This is a genomic window from Rhizobium sp. WYCCWR 11152, from assembly GCF_013087615.1.
Taxonomy (GTDB): Bacteria; Pseudomonadota; Alphaproteobacteria; order Rhizobiales; family Rhizobiaceae; genus Rhizobium; species Rhizobium indicum.
Genome location: NZ_JABFCP010000002.1, coordinates 163,053 through 178,935, shown reverse-complemented (window position 1 = coordinate 178,935; position 15,883 = coordinate 163,053). Strand labels below are relative to the sequence as shown.

General features: G+C 61.6%; 16 protein-coding genes and 1 pseudogene. 13 read left to right on the top strand and 4 right to left on the bottom strand.

Features of this window, described 5'->3' with window-relative positions; all coding sequences use genetic code 11:
* Positions 1-720 carry a GntR family transcriptional regulator gene (locus G9X67_RS01150; protein ID WP_027664541.1) on the bottom strand — a complete coding sequence of 240 codons (720 nt, stop codon included), beginning with the start codon at positions 718-720 and terminating at the stop codon, positions 1-3.
* Positions 721-917: 197 nt separating this feature from the next.
* Between G9X67_RS01150 and G9X67_RS01145 the strand changes: the two genes are divergently transcribed.
* From G9X67_RS01145 to G9X67_RS01095, 11 genes are all read left to right on the top strand, one after another.
* Entirely contained in the window at positions 918-1,751 is an 834-nt protein-coding gene (locus tag G9X67_RS01145) for a transporter substrate-binding domain-containing protein (RefSeq protein ID WP_138390453.1), read from the top strand.
* A 60-nt stretch (positions 1,752-1,811) separates the two neighbouring features.
* The gene (locus G9X67_RS01140) at positions 1,812-2,594 is read left to right on the top strand and encodes an amino acid ABC transporter ATP-binding protein (protein WP_138330838.1); all 783 of its coding nucleotides are present in this window, start codon (positions 1,812-1,814) and stop codon (positions 2,592-2,594) included.
* A gap of 27 nt (positions 2,595-2,621) precedes the next feature.
* Positions 2,622-3,284 carry an amino acid ABC transporter permease gene (locus tag G9X67_RS01135; RefSeq protein ID WP_027664544.1) on the top strand — a complete coding sequence of 221 codons (663 nt, stop codon included), beginning with the start codon at positions 2,622-2,624 and terminating at the stop codon, positions 3,282-3,284.
* 9 nt (positions 3,285-3,293) lie between these two features.
* Positions 3,294-3,959: an amino acid ABC transporter permease gene (locus G9X67_RS01130; protein WP_138330839.1), complete on the top strand. Its 666-nt coding sequence runs from the start codon at positions 3,294-3,296 to the stop codon at positions 3,957-3,959.
* A gap of 31 nt (positions 3,960-3,990) precedes the next feature.
* Entirely contained in the window at positions 3,991-4,869 is an 879-nt protein-coding gene (gene dapA / locus G9X67_RS01125) for a 4-hydroxy-tetrahydrodipicolinate synthase (protein ID WP_138330840.1), read from the top strand.
* 11 nt (positions 4,870-4,880) lie between these two features.
* The gene (locus tag G9X67_RS01120; protein WP_171597811.1) at positions 4,881-6,167 is read left to right on the top strand and encodes an FAD-binding oxidoreductase; all 1,287 of its coding nucleotides are present in this window, start codon (positions 4,881-4,883) and stop codon (positions 6,165-6,167) included.
* A 33-nt stretch (positions 6,168-6,200) separates the two neighbouring features.
* Entirely contained in the window at positions 6,201-7,691 is a 1,491-nt protein-coding gene (locus G9X67_RS01115; RefSeq protein WP_171597967.1) for an aldehyde dehydrogenase family protein, read from the top strand.
* Entirely contained in the window at positions 7,688-8,722 is a 1,035-nt protein-coding gene (locus G9X67_RS01110) for a proline racemase family protein (protein ID WP_171597810.1), read from the top strand. Before G9X67_RS01115 ends, G9X67_RS01110 begins: the two co-directional genes overlap by 4 nt.
* Before the next feature lie 8 nt (positions 8,723-8,730).
* Positions 8,731-9,495 (top strand): SDR family oxidoreductase, encoded by a 765-nt coding sequence (locus tag G9X67_RS01105; protein WP_138390458.1) that lies wholly within the window; start codon positions 8,731-8,733, stop codon positions 9,493-9,495.
* 11 nt (positions 9,496-9,506) lie between these two features.
* The gene (locus G9X67_RS01100) at positions 9,507-10,262 is read left to right on the top strand and encodes an SDR family NAD(P)-dependent oxidoreductase (RefSeq protein WP_171597809.1); all 756 of its coding nucleotides are present in this window, start codon (positions 9,507-9,509) and stop codon (positions 10,260-10,262) included.
* Between the two features lie 127 nt (positions 10,263-10,389).
* A complete protein-coding gene (locus tag G9X67_RS01095; RefSeq protein ID WP_171597808.1) occupies positions 10,390-11,247 on the top strand; it encodes a hypothetical protein in 858 nt (285 codons plus the stop codon).
* A gap of 37 nt (positions 11,248-11,284) precedes the next feature.
* On the opposite strand, the gene G9X67_RS01090 is transcribed toward G9X67_RS01095, so the two are convergent.
* The 3 genes from G9X67_RS01090 to G9X67_RS01080 are packed head-to-tail and all read right to left on the bottom strand — an operon-like array spanning position 11,285 to position 13,786.
* Positions 11,285-11,869 (bottom strand): TadE/TadG family type IV pilus assembly protein, encoded by a 585-nt coding sequence (locus G9X67_RS01090; RefSeq protein ID WP_171597807.1) that lies wholly within the window; start codon positions 11,867-11,869, stop codon positions 11,285-11,287.
* A 1-nt stretch (position 11,870) separates the two neighbouring features.
* Positions 11,871-12,401 (bottom strand): TadE/TadG family type IV pilus assembly protein, encoded by a 531-nt coding sequence (locus tag G9X67_RS01085; RefSeq protein WP_138330846.1) that lies wholly within the window; start codon positions 12,399-12,401, stop codon positions 11,871-11,873.
* Positions 12,398-13,786 (bottom strand): TadE/TadG family type IV pilus assembly protein, encoded by a 1,389-nt coding sequence (locus G9X67_RS01080; protein ID WP_171597806.1) that lies wholly within the window; start codon positions 13,784-13,786, stop codon positions 12,398-12,400. The genes G9X67_RS01085 and G9X67_RS01080 overlap by 4 nt, the downstream gene beginning before the upstream one ends.
* 714 nt (positions 13,787-14,500) lie before the next feature.
* On the opposite strand from G9X67_RS01080, the pseudogene G9X67_RS01075 reads away from it, so the two are divergent.
* Together G9X67_RS01075 and G9X67_RS01070 are read left to right on the top strand one after the other, a co-directional pair.
* Positions 14,501-15,362, top strand: a pseudogene (locus G9X67_RS01075) (alpha/beta hydrolase).
* A gap of 269 nt (positions 15,363-15,631) precedes the next feature.
* On the top strand, positions 15,632-15,871 hold the full coding sequence (locus tag G9X67_RS01070) for a hypothetical protein (protein ID WP_171597805.1): 240 nt from the start codon (positions 15,632-15,634) through the stop codon (positions 15,869-15,871).
* Positions 15,872-15,883: the final 12 nt, after the last annotated feature.

The following is a 15,883-nucleotide window of genomic DNA, read 5'->3' as shown; positions in this document are numbered from 1 at the left end:
TTACTCCGCAGCCCGCAGCGGGCCTAACGCGACATCCGTCGTATAGTTCTCGCGCATGAAGTTGATGAAATTGTCCTGGAACTGGCGCGTATGGGCGTGGGCGAGTTCGTCGGCGAGTTCCACGTTTTTGTCCCTGACCGCATTGAGCATGAGCGTGTGTTCGTCGGTCAGCAGATAGCCCTCGTGGGTTCGCTCCAGATATTCGAAATGCAGGTGGAGCATGCGCTGCCCCTGCGACAGCAGCTTCTCGTAGAACGAGGCGAGATACTGGTTTTTTCCGGCATGGGCGATTGCCATGTGGAATTCCTTGTTGGCTTCCGACATGGCCAGGTGATTGCCTGTTTTGACCGCCGCCTCGAACGACTTCAGCCGCTTGGCGATGATCTTCAGGTCAGCCTCGGTTCTGAGCGCGGCGGCAAGCCGCGTATTCATCCGCTGCGCGATGTCGAGCGCCTCCACATATTTGGGAAACGTTGCCACTTCGATCGGCGCTACGATCGTGCTCCGGTTCGAGAGCGTGACGACCAGCTCGTCGGCGCCGAGCCGGATCAGGGCTTCGCGCACTGGCGAGCGCGACATGTCGAAGCGTTCGGCAAGCGTCATCTCGTCGAGGAGCTGACCGGGCGGTAGAGCGAGCGACAGGATCTCGTTGCGGAGCGTCTCGTAGACGCTTTTCCAGCCGGTCCCGCGGATTCGTTTCACTTCCGATTCATCAGACACTTAGGTCCCTTTCTCTCGACGCGGGTCACATTGGGCCAGAAAAGCCGCGTGTCGGCAATGTAATTTTTCCGCTTGACTTTGTCGACACGCTGTTGACATATCTCGCTCAGTCGACACGCAGCCGACAAGAAAAACAGAAACGGCTACAGCCGACGAGTGGAACTGCGCACTTCGCGCACAGCAAAAGAGGAATGCCGATGCTTTCGAAGTTGATAACGTCCGCCTTGCGGGCGCTGCCCGCGCTCGCTCTCATGGGAGGTCTTTCCGCCGGTGCCGTGCGGGCTGAGACCGCTGAGGGATATTGGCAGGGTGTGCAGAAGGCGGGCGTGTTGCGTTGCGGCGCAGCGGTTGCCCCGCCCTATGTCATGCGCGATCCGGCAACTGGAGAATATTCCGGCTTCTTCGCTGATCTCTGCAAGGAATTTGCCGATGTCCTGAAGGTGAAGCCCGAATTCGTCGATACGACCTGGGACAACATCGTCGCCGGCCTGCAGGCCGGCAAATGGGATCTGTCGCTGGCGCTGAACCGGACGCCGGCCCGCGCCATGGCCGTGCAGTTCTCGATCCCGGCAATGGAGTACCAGATCTCGCTCGCCTATAACAAAAACAATCCGAAAATTGCAGCCGGCGCTGCTTCGGTTGCCGATATCGACAAGGCGGGCGTGACGCTCGCAGTCATGTCCGGCACGGCGCAGGACAAGGCAATTTCCGCGGCGGTGAAGAACGCCACGGTCATGCGCCTTCCCGGCAACGACGAGACCCGCCTGGCGGTCACCTCGAAGCGCGCCGACATCCTGGTCGACGCCTCCGACACCAACCAGCTCTTCACTCAGTCGAACCCGGAATGGGCGGTGGCGCTCAACCCGACGCCGGCCCTCGCCAAGCAGGGCGTCGCTTTCGGTCTGCCGCACAATCTTTCGGCTGCTGACGTCGAGGTGGTCGATATCTTCCTCGAAGAGAAGGTCGCGACCGGCCACGTCGACGAGCTGATCAAGAAGGCGGTCGACGACGTGCTCAAGGGCGCAAAGTAATCTCACCGGCCGGTGCGAGGTTCGCGCCGGCCCTTCCAGCTTCGATCATCGGAGATTGGCATGACCACGTCCTTCAGCCTTCCCCTCGTGAAAATGCAGGCGCTTCACAAAAGCTACGGCAACGGCGCCATTCAGGTGCTGAAAGGCATCGACATCGAAATGAAGCCCGGCGAACGTGTCGTCGTCATTGGTCCGAGCGGCGGCGGCAAGAGCACGCTGCTGAGGGTGATGATGGGGCTGGAGCAGATCGACAGCGGGTCGGTCAGTTTCGATGGGAAACCCTATATTTCTTCCGAAAGCGCGGGCAGGAAGACCCAGATCGACACCAATGTCCGCCGTTCGATCGGCATGGTCTTTCAGCACTACACGCTGTTTCCGCATCTGAACGTCATACAGAATCTGGTTCTCGCTCCCTGCAAGGTGCGTGGAGAAGCCAAGGCAAAGGCCACGGCCCGAGCCCAGGCGCTGCTCGAGCGGTTCGGCCTCGGCGCCAAATCCAATGCCTATCCGGCCCAGCTTTCCGGCGGCCAGAAGCAGCGTGTCGCCATCGCCCGCGCGCTGATGCTCGACCCGAAGCTGATGCTGTTCGATGAGGTCACTTCGGCGCTGGACCCGGAACTCGTCAGCGAGGTGGAGCATGTCATCCTGCAGCTCGCCGCCCAGGACATGCCGATGATGATCGTGACGCATGACATGTGGTTCGCCAAGAACATCGCCTCTCGCGTCATCTTCTGCGCTGGCGGCGTGGTCGTCGAGGACGGCCCTCCCGAGCAGGTGCTCGGCGCCCCGCGCGAGGAGCGGACGAAGGAATTCATCGACCGCGTCTTTCATATCAAGCAGTAGGCCATATCAAGCGGCAAGGAGGGCATCGTGAACTACACGTTCGACTTCAATGCAGTATCTATCGCTCCGCTTCTGCAGGGGCTGTGGGTTTCGCTGGAACTGACGGCTGCGGCAAACGTCATCGGCATCGTCTTCGGCTTCGCGCTCGCCCTTCTGATCATGAGCCCCTACCGGGTCGTGCGGCTGCCGTTCATGCTGTTCGTCGAATTCTTCCGCTGCACGCCGGCGATCGTTCAGATCGTCTGGATATTCTATTGCGTGCCGATGCTGTTCGACGTCTTCCTCGACCCGGTGACAATGGGCATCCTGGCGCTTGGGCTCAATCTGATGGCGTTCAACGCTGAGGCCTACCGGGCGTCCATCCAGGCGGTTCCGCGCGAACAGCTCGACGCCGGTATCGCGCTCGGTCTCAATCCGCTGCAGCGGGTGCTCTACATCGTCTTCCCGACGGCGTTCCGCGCGTCGATCCCGGTACTTCTGACCAACGGTATCGTCATCTTCCAGCAGAGCGCGCTGGTCGCGATCGTCGCTATCCAGGACCTGATGTACCAGGGCAAGACGCTGGCCACCGAGACCTACCGCCCGATCGAAACCTTTACGGTCGTCGCTCTCATCTATTTCGCCGTGTCCTTCCCGATAACCCAGATCGTCGGCCTGCTCGAACGCCGCCGTCAAATCCTTGTCAGCTAGGAGGCCAGAATGACACTCGACTTCTCGATCCTGCTGCGTTTCGAACACGCACTCCTGCTCGGTCTGTGGATGACGCTCAAACTGACGGTCATCTGCATCGTGCTCGGATGCTCTCTCGGCTTCCTCGTCGGTCTCCTCAGGACATCGCGCAACCTCGCCCTTCGCGCGATCTCCAGCCTGTATGTCGAGTTCTTCCGCGGCACACCGGTGCTTATCCAGCTCTTCTGGATCTTCTTCTGCCTGCCGCTCATCCTTGGCGTCGAACTCTCGAACCTGGCGTCGGGGGTCATCGCGCTGACGCTCTATATGGGGGCGATCACCAGCGAGACCTTCCGGGCGAGCCTCAAATCCATCGGCCAGGAGCAGTTGGACGCCTGCGTCGCCCTCGGCCTGCCGCGCAGGAGCCAGGTGATGAACGTCGTGCTGCCGCAGGCCGTGTTGCGCGCCATCCCGACACTGCTGTCCAACTGCGTCAGCCTCTTCAAGGAGAGCGCCTTGGTTTCCGCCGTCGGCATGGCGGACCTGATGTTCGTCGGCCAGAACATCTCCAACAACACGGCCCGTCCCGTCGAAGTGCTGACGGTCGTCGCCCTCATTTACTTCGTGATCGCCTTTCCTCTGACGCGAGCCGTCTCGCTAGTAGAAGGCCGGATCCTGAAGAAACTCGCAATCTGAAGATAGTCGTTCCCAGACAGGAGAATTCCCCATGAAACTTTCCGGCGTCATGCCCGCGCTCATCACTCCCTTCGACGCGAACAACAAGATCGACTTCAAGGCGTTCGAAAAGCACCTGACGGTGCTGCGTGCGGCCGGCGTCACGGGCTGGGTGCCGATGGGCTCGACCGGCGAATACTTCTCCCTCTCGAACGAGGAGCGCGACGAGGTGCTCAAGTTCGTCAAGGACTTCGCCAATGACGGCGAGATACTGATCGCCGGCACCAACGCGCCTGCCACCCGCGAGGTGATCGAGAACACGGCGCGCGCCAGGGAGATCGGCTATGACACCGTTCTGCTCGCCACACCCTTCTACACGCGTCCGACGCAGGACGAACTGCTCGCGCATTACCGCGCCGTGCTCGACGCCACTGATGTCAATCTCATCCTCTACAACTATCCCCCGAAGGACGGCATCGAGATCTCCTTCGACTTGATGGATGCGCTCGCCGACGATCGCCGGGTGATCGGCATCAAGGAGAGCTCGGGCGTTCTGCAGCGCGCCGTCGATATCCATTCGCGCTACAAGGGCCGTATCGATCTCGTCTCGGGTTCCGACGATATCGCGCTGGACTTCATGTTCTGGGGCGCGGATTCCTGGATCTGCGGTCCGGCCAACTGCATGGCGAAAGCGTGCTGCGACCTCGACCGGACGTTCCGTTCCGGCGACCTCGAAAAGGCCCGCGAGATGATGACGGTTCTCTACAGAGCGCTGAACATTCTCGAGAGCGGCAAGTTCGTCCAGAAGATCAAATATGGCTGCGAGCTCCAGGGCACGCCGGTCGGTACCTGCCGCGCGCCGCTCGGCGAACTGACGGCGGAGGAGAAGGCCGAATTCAAGGCGGCAATGCAGCCGATCCTCAACTGGTAACAGTAACAGTTATGGGGCGGTCAAGTCGCCCCAAGATCTCTGAAATTGCGAGGTTGGCCGTGTCATCCATCGTGGTCGTCGGCGCCGGCATTATCGGCACCACAATCGCCTATGAACTGCAGCGCCGGGGAAAAGCCGTCACCTTGCTCGACAAGGCGGCGCCGGGCCGCGGCGCTTCCTATGGCAATATGGCGAGCATCGCCGTCACCGAATTCATGCCGGCATCGCGTCCCGGCATCTGGGCGCAGATGCCGAAATGGCTGCTCGATCCGGAGGGTCCGGTCCGCATCCGTCCCGGTTATCTGCCGAAACTGGTGCCCTGGTTCCTACGGTTCCTGGCTGCGAGCCGTCCCTCGAAGCTGCGGGAACTGGAGGCAGCCGGCGCCGTGCTGTGCCGACGCGTCTACGAAGACCTGGACGCGCTCCTGAAGGAGACCGGCTTGACACACATGGTGACCGCCGAGGGATGTCTCAGCCTCTATGCCGATGACGCCGAATTCAAGGCTGATCGCGAACATATCGAGATCCTGGAGCGGTTCGGCTTCAGGCACGAAATCCTTGGCGGCAACGCCATTCGAGACCTCGAGCCTGCCTTGACGACGAAGATCGGCAAGGCGGTCCTCTTTCCCGACAACCGGTCAATCACCGACCCGTACAGACTTGTCTTCGCCCTTTCGGAACGGTTCGGGCGGCTCGGCGGCAGGATCGTTCAGGGTGACGTCGTCGATTTCGAGCAGGGCGACGCCGGCGTCTCCGCGCTTCGGTTGGCGGACGGGCGTACCGTTGCTGCCGACAAGGTGGTGCTTGCGGCCGGCGCCTTCACCGCCCGGCTTTCTGCCCTGCTGCGGGAACATATCCCGCTTGAAACCGAACGCGGCTACCACACGCAGATCATGGAACCCGGCATCTCGATGCGCCATTCGATCATCTGGCCGGCGCGCGCCTTCATGGTCACGCCGACGGCAGGCGGCATCCGCGTCGGCGGCACGGTCGAGATGGCTGGTCTCGACGCGCCGCCGGACTATCGGCGCGCGAAGATCCTGGTGAAGAGGGCTCAGCAGGCATTGCCGGATCTGCAGGTCCAGCGGGCGACGGAGTGGATGGGGCATCGCCCGGCGCTGCCCGACACCGTCCCGGTCATGGGCCGATCCGCCAAGCGCCGCAACGTCTGGTACGCGACCGGCCACGGACATCTCGGCCTCACCTATGCGGCGACGACCGGCCGCCTGATGGCCGATCTCATCACGGGCGTCGAACCGCCCGTGGATATGAAACCCTATCGCGTCGACCGTTTCTGAGAGCGGCGTCGGCGCAAGGCGAAGGGAGTGACTATGCGAAGCGAACTCTACATCGATGGGCAATGGGTGAAACCGGCCAAGGGCGGAACCTGCGAGGTGATCAATCCGGCGACCGAGGAGGTGATCCACAGGATCGCCGCCGCAACGGCCGAAGACGTCGACCTCGCCGTGAAGGCCGCACGCCGCGCTTTCGATAGGGATGGCTGGCCGAAGCTGACGGGGGCCTGGCGAGCCGGATATCTCCGCGCCATCGCGGACGGCATCCGCGCCCGTCAGGCCGAGATTGCACGCCTCGAAGTCCTCGACAACGGCAAGCCGTTTCCGGAGGCCGACTGGGACGTCGCCGATGCGGCGGGCTGTTTCGATTTCTATGCGGGGCTGGCTGAACAGCTCGACAACAATCCCGAGGAGGCGATCGCGCTTCCCGATGCGCGGTTCACCTCCAAGGCGGTGCGTGAGCCGATCGGCGTGGCCGGCGCGATCATTCCCTGGAACTATCCACTGCTGATGGCAGCATGGAAGGTCGCCCCGGCGCTCGCCGCCGGCTGCACCGTGGTGCTCAAGCCCGCCGAATTGACATCGCTGACGGCGCTTGAGCTGGCGGCGGTTGCCGACGAAGCCGGGCTGCCTGCTGGCGTTCTCAATATCGTAACCGGCGCCGGCTCGATCGCCGGGCAGGCGATCATCGATCACAGGCAGGTCGACAAGCTCGCCTTTACCGGCTCCGGACCGGTCGGCTCGAAAATCATGGCCGCGGCCGCCCGCGACATCAAGCGCGTCAGCCTGGAGCTCGGCGGCAAGTCGCCCTTCGTCGTCTTCGAGGACGCCGATATCGACAAGGCCGTCGAGTGGATCATGTTCGGCATTTTCTGGAACCAGGGCCAGGTCTGCTCGGCCACCTCCCGCGTTCTCGTGCACGAAGCAATCTATGGCCGTCTGCTCGAACGGCTGGTCGAAGAGACGAACAGGATCAAGATCGGCAATGGTCTCGACGAGGGAACCCTTCTCGGCCCGCTCGTATCGAAACGCCAATATGACCAGGTCGTCGCGGCGATCGAAGGCGCCCGGAAGGCCGGCGCCACCGTCGCCTGCGGCGGCACGCGCCCGGAAGGAATCGACAGAGGGTTCTATCTCAGGCCGACAGTGCTGACCGACGTGCCCCTCGACAGCGACGCGTGGAAGGAAGAGATATTCGGGCCGGTCGTCTGCGTGCGCTCCTTCAAGACAGAAGAGGAGGCTGTGAACCTCGCAAACGACTCTCGCTTCGGCCTAGCCGCGGCTGTGATGTCGAAGGACGACGCCCGTGCCGAACGGGTGGCGGCCGCCTTCCGCGCCGGCATCGTCTGGATCAACTGCTCGCAACCGACGTTCACGGAAGCACCGTGGGGCGGTTACAAGGAATCCGGCATTGGCCGCGAACTCGGACGCTGGGGCCTCGACAATTATCTCGAGACCAAGCAGATCACCCGCTTCGCCAGCGAGGACCCCTGGGGCTGGTACATCAAGCCGGAGGTGGCCAAGTGAACTGGGACCGGACCCTGGAGCTCTTACAGGTCCACTGCCAGGGCGAGATCGGCAAGGTCATCGTCTCAGGGGCGCCCGAGATACCCGGTGCAACGATGCTCGACAAAATGAACCACATCAACACGGTCGACGACAGTCTGCGCCGCTTCGTCACCTTCGAGCCGCGCGCCAGCGTCGCCATGTCGGTGAACCTGCTGGTCGCGCCGACGCGCAGCGATGCGGACGCCGGCTTCATCGTCCTTCAGGCCGATCGCGCCCACCCGATGTCCGGCAGCAACTGCATCTGCGTGGTCACCGCACTTCTCGAGAGCGGGCGGGTGCCGATGTCGGAACGGGAGACGGTCGTCCGCCTCGACACGCCCGCCGGACTCATCGTCGCACGCGCCGTCTGCCGCGACGGCCAGTGCCTGTCCGTCAGCCTCGACAACGTGCCGAGCTTTGCCGAAGTGCTGGACAAGGAGGTGGAGACGCCGAAATGGGGCCGCATCAAAATCGACGTCGCCTTCGGCGGGGTCTATTACGCACTCGTGGATGTCGACCAGATCGGCCTCGATATTGCGCCTGCCAATGCCCGGCTACTCGCAGAAGCCGGTATCGAGCTTAAGTCGCTTCTCTCAGGGCAGGTCTCGGTCGCCCATCCCGTCCTGACAGGCGTTGATGAGATTGCCTACGTGATGTTCCGTGGACAGGAGGCCGATGGCGCGGTGCGGACCTGCACGACGCTGCAGCCCGGCCGGGTCGACCGCTCGCCCTGTGGGACCGGTAGCTCGGCGAACCTTGCTGTGCTCTACGCCCACGGAGAAGTCTCCGTCGGAGACCGCAGGACGTCGCGGTCGATCATCGGCGGCGAATTCCTGGCGGAGGCGATCGGCGAGACCGAGGTGGGAGGCCGCCGCGCCGTGCTGCCGCGAATAACCGGCCGGGCCTATGTCTACGGTCGCGAACAGCTCCGCATGTCCGACGACGATCCCTTCACAGCGGGATTTGCGCTGTCCGACACCTGGGGTCCCCAGGTCGGTTTGCTGGATTAGGAGCCGCCATGTCTCACCTTCAACCGCTGGCTGGCCAGACGGTCCTCGTCACCGGGGCGTCGGGCGGTATCGGCGCAGCCATCGCCGAGCGCCTGTCTGCCGAAGGCGCGCGGCCCGTGATCCATTACGGGCGCGACAGAGAGAGGGCGCAAGCCCTTCTCGGCAAGCTGGGTGGAAACGGCCTGATCGTCCAGGCCGACCTCTCCAGTCCGGACGGCGCCTTCGCGTTGTGGCGCGACGCGCTCGCGGCGGCGGGGCGGATCCATGCCGTCGTCAACAATGCCGGCATCCGCAGCGAGATCTCGATCGAAGCCGATCCCGTCGATTGGCGGATCGCCTGGCAGACCGAGTTCCAGGTGAATTTCTTCGCAGCCGCCGATCTCTGCAAGGAAGCCCTCGCGCATTTCAAGCACCATGGCGGCGGGCGGATCGTCAACATGGCAAGCCGCGCGGGACAGCGCGGCTATGCGGCCGACGCCATGCCTTACGGAGCGACCAAGGCGGCGCTGATCAATCTCACAAAGTCGATCGCGCGCAGCTTCGGGCGCGATGGGATCGTCGCGGTCTCTGTCGCGCCCGGATGGGTGCGCACCGACATGGCCGAGGAGTTCGTGGCAAAGCACGGCAAGGATGCAGCGGTCGGCGATATCCCGATCGGCGAGATGGCCGAGACGGCGGAGATCGCCGAGCTGGTGGCCTTCCTACTTCGCCCTTCGCAGGCCTCGGTCAATGGGGCGACGTTCGACATCAACGGCGGCAGTTACATCAGGTAGGGAGGTTCGATATGAAAAGATTTGTGGGTAAGGTCGCGGTGGTCACGGGCGGCGGCGGCGGTATAGGGTCGGCCATATCGAAGAGGTTGGCCGACGAAGGCGCCCTGGTGGTGGTGGCTGATGCCAATGCCCAGGCGGCAGGCGAAGTCGCTTCGCTCATCGAGGCGGCGGGCGGATCGGCGACCACCATCGCGGCCGACATCTCCCGCAAGCCGGAATGCGTCGAACTCATCGAGAAAGCCTTTGCGATCAAGGGGCGGCTGGACGTGCTGGTTAACAATGCCGGCATCAACCGGCGCGGAAACCTGCTTTCCCTTTCGGATGAAGACTGGCAGCTGAGTTTCGCGGTCAATCTGGATTCGATGTTCCATCTCTGCCGCGCGGCCCTGCCGCATATAATCGCTGCCGGCGGCGGGGCGATCGTCAACACCGCCTCGCAATGGGGACTCTACCCCGCGCCGAACCACATCGCCTACAACACGACGAAGGCGGCGGTCGCCGCCTTCACCCAGAACCTCGCCCGCGACTATGCGCCCGACAAGGTCAGGGTCAATGCCGTCTGCCCCGGTGAAATCCACACGCCGATGCTGGAAGCAGGCGTCATCCGCGCAGGGCGGACGATCGCCGATCTCGACAAACTCGTGCCTTACGGCCGTATCGGCAGGCCGGAGGAGGTGGCAGCGCTCGTTGCTTTCCTTGCATCGGACGAAGCGGCCTTCATGTGCGGCTCGCTCGTGGAAATTACCGGCGCGCAAGCCGTGGCTTGAACGAGCCGGGCGGGCTCGGTGATGGCATACCGGACTGTCGGGCGCTTAATCCTGCTTTTGTTTCGGATTTCGTCCGGTTACAAGGCGAGGAGGCTGCGAACATTCGACAGAACGGAAGGCATCGATCTTGAATCTCCTGCGTCGCGCTCTCTTGGCGTCCATCGCGGCGATGATCGGCTGGAAACCGTCATCGGCCAAGGAAATCAGCCCGGCCTCCGGCGAGGAAACGGTGACCCAAAACGAGGTGGAGAAATCGTCGGTGACGCCCCGGCATGTCTTATGTTTCCTCGGCAAGGGACGTGACCTCAGCCCCTTGTCCGATGCGGCATCGCAGGCGATCCGTGAGTTCGCCACGGCCTTCAGCATCGACGAGGACTATTCCCAGGCCGAACCTGATGACCGTATGAGCCAGTCATTCGCCGTGTGCTGGGATCGGGTCGAAGCCGATGCGTGGAGCCCGGCAGACGAAGATGCCGTCTCCGATCATCAGTCTGTCCTCTATGTCCTCGGGCCGAGCATGGCGCAGGCGGAGACGGTGAAGGTTTCGATGCTGGCGCTGCGCTTCGTCGAGCGGTTGATCGATGCGGGAGCGGTTGCGGTAAAGGGCGAAAGCGCCGGCATTGCCCATGGCCTCGACCGGTGGAGAGAGCTGATCCGGCAAGGCGCCGAGGCGGTAAAGGCCGCCGACCCGTTGGCTGAGCAGCGGATCGGCCGACTGGCCTTTGCGAAGCGGCCGCTATCGGTTCCGGGATACCTGGAGAGCGTCGGTTTCCATCTCGTCGGATTGCCGGAGGTCTATGTGCCTGAAACGGCCGGCAACGAAAGGCAGATCGTCGCCATCATGGATGCGGTGGCCGACGAGATCGCAGGGCGGGGCCTTGAACCGACGCTCAAGGGTCGCCACGCAAGCCTCTCCTTCGATTCGACTTACGAAGTGGATGAGTTCAAGTTCAACCCATACGGCATCGTCAGGCTGCCCAAGTGAGCCTGGGCTGTCGCCCCGCAGGGCTTCGATTTCCGCCTCAATTGTAGGTGATCTTGTCGCCGACCCTCGGGCGATTGAAGTAATGGCGATCGAAGCTGTAGCCATTCTGCCCGGTGAAGTTTGAAAAGAACGCCGAGACCGGCGTCGTCAATGTGTACTGCACCCGGGTCAGCACCACCTGTACGCCGTCATCCTGGATCTCCGAAGGGACCTCGATTGTGCTCGCCGAGGCGGAGGTAAGAGCGGAGGTGTTGAGTGCTGCAGACCAGTTGACCGTTGCACTGCCGCTCTTGGCGATATCGTCCACCGCGAGGGTAATCGTCAGCCCTGTCGTGTCATAGGGCTGCAGGATGAAGCTGGCGCCGGAGAGAAGCTTGGCGACATCGGATTTCGTCCAGGAGCCCTGCTGTGAAATCATGTCGCCTGTGGAAGAGGCGATCTCATCTATCTTCCGGCTGACTGTGAGTGCATGGCCGAGATCGACGGTGCCGAACAGGAGCATCACCAGGATCGGCAACACGAGCGCGAATTCCACACCCGAAGCCGCCGACCGGTCGCGCATGAGATGACGGGCGCGGGACCGGGTGAAGCGGAAGAACGACAGGCTCCGTTTTATGATCATGTCAGAAAGGCTCGTTGCGGAACAGAACGGAAGATCCGAGCAGGTAGCGGCCGTCCGAAAGCTTGGCGCTCGACAGGCTGAAGAAATTGACGACGGCTGTCCATGGCAGAAATGTCTGAACCAGGATGTAGTCGCTGCCCTTGCCGATATCATAGGTCTCGGTCACAGTGAGATTGCCGCTGGCGTCGATGGGGTCGGTGCTGGCGGCGGACGAGAGGTCGGAAAGCACGATCACCTTGACCAGCAGACCGCTGGAGCAGCTGAACGAGAGAAGCATGTCGTTGCAGATTCTGGCCTTGAAATCGGCCAGCGTGATGTTGGAGGACGCAACCTCGCCGGTGCGGATCATCCGGGAGATCTTGTGCACCGAAGCGTCCAGCGCCGAGTTGACGAAGAACATCAGCGACACTTCGATAATGCCGAATATCATGATGAAAAGCGGCAGAGCTAGGATCGCAAATTCGATCGCAGCGACCCCTTTGCGATCGCCGAGCAGGCGGCGCAACGATGCGAAGCGTTTTCCTCGCCTCATTGGGTCAGCCGGACAGATGCGAGATATTGGGTGAAAAGCGCCGACAGGCCTGCGGTGATCTCGCTCGACGACGATGCTGATAGGAACAGACTCTTGGAGGATGCGCAGTCGGAAAGCGCATAGGGAATGTAATCCCGTCTCGTGATGCTGGCCGACACGTCGCTATCCATGGTGCCGCCGTAGGTGCTCTTCCAGCTGGCGCTTGCCATGGTCGATCCGACAGTGGCGTTGTAACCCCAGTCCGAGGTGATCGGCAGATATTCGGTGTAAAGAACCGCCATGGTGGTGGACTGGTTTTTGACGTAGGCGCACCAATCCGGATTAAGCGGCGCCACTTTGTTCCAGTATGCGCCATACGTCGGCTTCCCGCTCTTATTCCATGTGACCTTGTCGGTCACCCATTCGCGCTGCGACTGGACGCCGTCCGTCAGCAGCAGAACCAGCTTGAGCGGCGAGCCCGAGGACGTTCCGTCCCCGCCGGTGCCGACTTTCTGCTTGAGCGTCGCCAGGGAGACGTCAAAATAGGTGGCTGCCTTCGAGGTCGCGCTGGTGAGGCCGTAACTTGCGTCCGCAAGGCGATTGCGCGCCGTGTCAGTGCTGAGCGTCGGGGTCAGAACTTCGGTGAGGGTATCACCGAGGCTGTATAATCCAACCTTGATGCGCTGATGATTGCTGTCGGACGTGTCGATCATGTCGAGCACGTCTCTGACGGCGTCACCGGCAACATCGGCGCGAAGCTTTATGTTCTTGGCCGCGCTGTATTCGTAATTGTTGGCGTATTTCGTCTTGCCGATAGTGTGTGCATCGCCGGTGTGGCAGGCGAACTGGCAACCGATGCCGGCATACATGGTCGACTGGCCGGCCGTTGTTGCCGCGAGTAGCATCGACGGGGATGTGTCGATAACGATATAGACATTGAGATAGGAGGTGGCCGGGCCCTTGACGGCGCTTGCCACGCTGACGTCAACGGTGTCGATGTTGGCGATCTTCATCAGCGTCGTCGGAACCGTGCCGCTGGCCGTCGCCGTGATCTTATGGTTGGATGTATCAATGTCGATGTCGCCAAGCGTATAGCTGTTTTCCACCTGCGCGTGGAACCAGTCTGCAACCTTTTCCTTGAGGGCGTCGGTGTCGTCGGTATCGATCTCTTTGACTGCGGCGATCAGGGCCGTGTCGAGATCGCTCTGCATCCTCTGACGGACATTGTAAGTACGGATGTAGTCAAAGCTCGCGCCGACTGCGACGATCATCGGCACCAGGGTGAGGGCAACGACGATCGCGACATTGCCGCCGCTGTCCCTTCCGAGACCGCGAAGGGTTTTGAAGACCCCAGCAAGTGAATATGAAAGACCCGAGCGCAATAAAACCACCGTCAAATAAGTCATACTAATGTGCAAGAAGTATCCGAAGTGCTTAAGTCTTTGTTAATTCCTGCGTTTTCCGGTAGAGCATGGGCTTCCGACGTAGCGTTTCCTGCGCATATCGTACATGTCTGCGAATTATGGATATTCGCAGAACGGCATATCATCGTCTTTCACCCTGCTGGACCGCATAAGTCGGGTCTGCCCCGTCACCGTAACGATCATACCCGGACGGATCGACAAGGCTTCGGATTTAGACAACTGACGTGGGCTGCCTTCCGTAGAATGTTCCCGATGTCGATCTAGTCGCGTTTTTCCTTTCCATGCTCCAGGTTCAAGGCCGGCCAGAACCGATACGGGTTCGTTTTTCTCCACAGACGTCCTCCGACAACGATGTAGCCTCCGTCCGGCGTTTCGAGAACGGCCGTCCAGGATTTCGTTGCCTCCTTGCGCGGGCGGGTCGACATTTCGAAGTTCCATGTTCTCGGGGCGCACGACCTAGGGGCTTTTCGCTCCCGTCAAACTTTTTCTGCCGTCCGACGTTGTTCTCGACGATCGAAGGGAGACGCAGAATGTCGTCCCAGCGCACCGCATCGAAACAACGCGAGGCTCACAAAGGTCGCGAAGGCCGACAAGAAGGAAAGCCGAACCTTCGGAAGCAATGCAGGCCGGCGCCGTCATTCGACCAAACCGCTGCGGCGTATGTAACGTCGCTCACCCAAATCTAAGGTGATAGAAATGGCCTTCGATTGCTTCGAACTGCAAACGGTTCACATCGACGCGGGTGACATTCGGCTCCGCGTGGGGGGAAGCGGTCCCGCTCTTCTTCTGTTGCACGGGCACCCGCGGACCCACATGACCTGGGGGAAAGTAGCCGATCTTCTCGCGCCATCGTTTACCGTCGCCTGCCCGGACGTCCCCGGCTTCGGCCAGTCCTACATACCGCCCGACGCACCTGACAGCCGCCACTCGTCCAAACAGGCGAAGGCTGCGGCTCTAGTGGAGCTGATGCGACGGCTGGGGCATGATGATTTCTTTCTGGTTGGACATGACCGTGGCAGCCTGACGGCCTTCCGAATGGCGATGAACCATCGGGAGGCGGTGCGGAAACTTATCGTCATCGACGGCCTACCGGTCCTCGAACATCTCGAGCGAGCCGACTGGAAGTTCGCGCGAGATTGGTACCATTGGTTCTTCTTCGCACACCCGGATAAGCCCGAGCGCGCGATCTTAGCCGATCCCGGCGCATGGTACGATAAGCTTTCGCCAGATCTCATGGGCCAAGAGGCATACGCTGATATTCACGAGGCCATCCATCGGGCCGAAACCGTCCATGGGATGATCGAGGACTACCGCGCCGGCATTCGCATCGACCATATTCATGACAAGGCTGATCGCGACGCGGGCAGGAAGATCGGCTGTCCAATGCTGCCTCTGGTCGCTCCGGGATGATCTCGAGCAGATCTACGGCGATCCGGTAGCGATCTGGAAGGACTGGGCGATCGACGTAAGAGGATTTGGCATCGATAGCGGTCACCACGTGGCGGAGGAAAACCCTGTCGCTCTGGCAAAAGCAATCGTCAATTTTCTAACGAAATAGCACCGATGTTCTTGTTGGCCAGCGTGAAAGGGTAGCTCGCGGGGGAACAAGTTCAAGCAGTTGACATATTGGACATCCGGCATCCGGCCTGCAGCCGACCTCGCCGAGAACGAGGTTGAGCTTGCCGAGGACGTCTTTTCGCGGGCGATTTCTCTGAACGTCACGTTGCCGGCATGTCAGACCCTCCACTGATCGGGCGACGTGCAGCCACGTTGCCCGTTGAAGGATTTCAGCACGCTCCTAGATCTCATCACTGAGAGGAGTTCGACATGGATGGACGGCAGGTCGAGCCGGTGGTCGCGGTGGTTTCCGAGGCTGTCCGGCGATGGTTCGAGTTCTACGAGGTCCCGCTTGACGAAAGAGCGTCCGACACGCTCTGCAGCGCGGCGATCAGTCTCTATGGTGACGGTTACCAGCTAGTCGATGATATCGCCACCATGCTAATTGGGACATATGTCGGTCTCTGGGCTACGCGGATCAACGCCCCTACTTCGGAGGCTGTCCATTAGACTAAGCAATGC

Bases quoted from the DNA above. Each gene is read 5' to 3' on its own strand.
- G9X67_RS01145 (WP_138390453.1), top strand. From the start codon at position 918: ATGCTTTCGAAGTTGATAACGTCCGCCTTGCGGGCGCTGCCCGCGCTC.
- G9X67_RS01140 (WP_138330838.1), top strand. From the start codon at position 1,812: ATGACCACGTCCTTCAGCCTTCCCCTCGTGAAAATGCAGGCGCTTCAC.
- G9X67_RS01130 (WP_138330839.1), top strand. From the start codon at position 3,294: ATGACACTCGACTTCTCGATCCTGCTGCGTTTCGAACACGCACTCCTG.
- dapA (WP_138330840.1), top strand. From the start codon at position 3,991: ATGAAACTTTCCGGCGTCATGCCCGCGCTCATCACTCCCTTCGACGCG.
- G9X67_RS01120 (WP_171597811.1), top strand. From the start codon at position 4,881: ATGGGGCGGTCAAGTCGCCCCAAGATCTCTGAAATTGCGAGGTTGGCC.
- G9X67_RS01115 (WP_171597967.1), top strand. From the start codon at position 6,201: ATGCGAAGCGAACTCTACATCGATGGGCAATGGGTGAAACCGGCCAAG.
- G9X67_RS01105 (WP_138390458.1), top strand. From the start codon at position 8,731: ATGTCTCACCTTCAACCGCTGGCTGGCCAGACGGTCCTCGTCACCGGG.
- G9X67_RS01100 (WP_171597809.1), top strand. From the start codon at position 9,507: ATGAAAAGATTTGTGGGTAAGGTCGCGGTGGTCACGGGCGGCGGCGGC.
- G9X67_RS01090 (WP_171597807.1), bottom strand. From the start codon at position 11,869: ATGATCATAAAACGGAGCCTGTCGTTCTTCCGCTTCACCCGGTCCCGC.
- G9X67_RS01085 (WP_138330846.1), bottom strand. From the start codon at position 12,401: ATGAGGCGAGGAAAACGCTTCGCATCGTTGCGCCGCCTGCTCGGCGAT.
- G9X67_RS01080 (WP_171597806.1), bottom strand. From the start codon at position 13,786: ATGACTTATTTGACGGTGGTTTTATTGCGCTCGGGTCTTTCATATTCA.
- G9X67_RS01070 (WP_171597805.1), top strand. From the start codon at position 15,632: ATGGATGGACGGCAGGTCGAGCCGGTGGTCGCGGTGGTTTCCGAGGCT.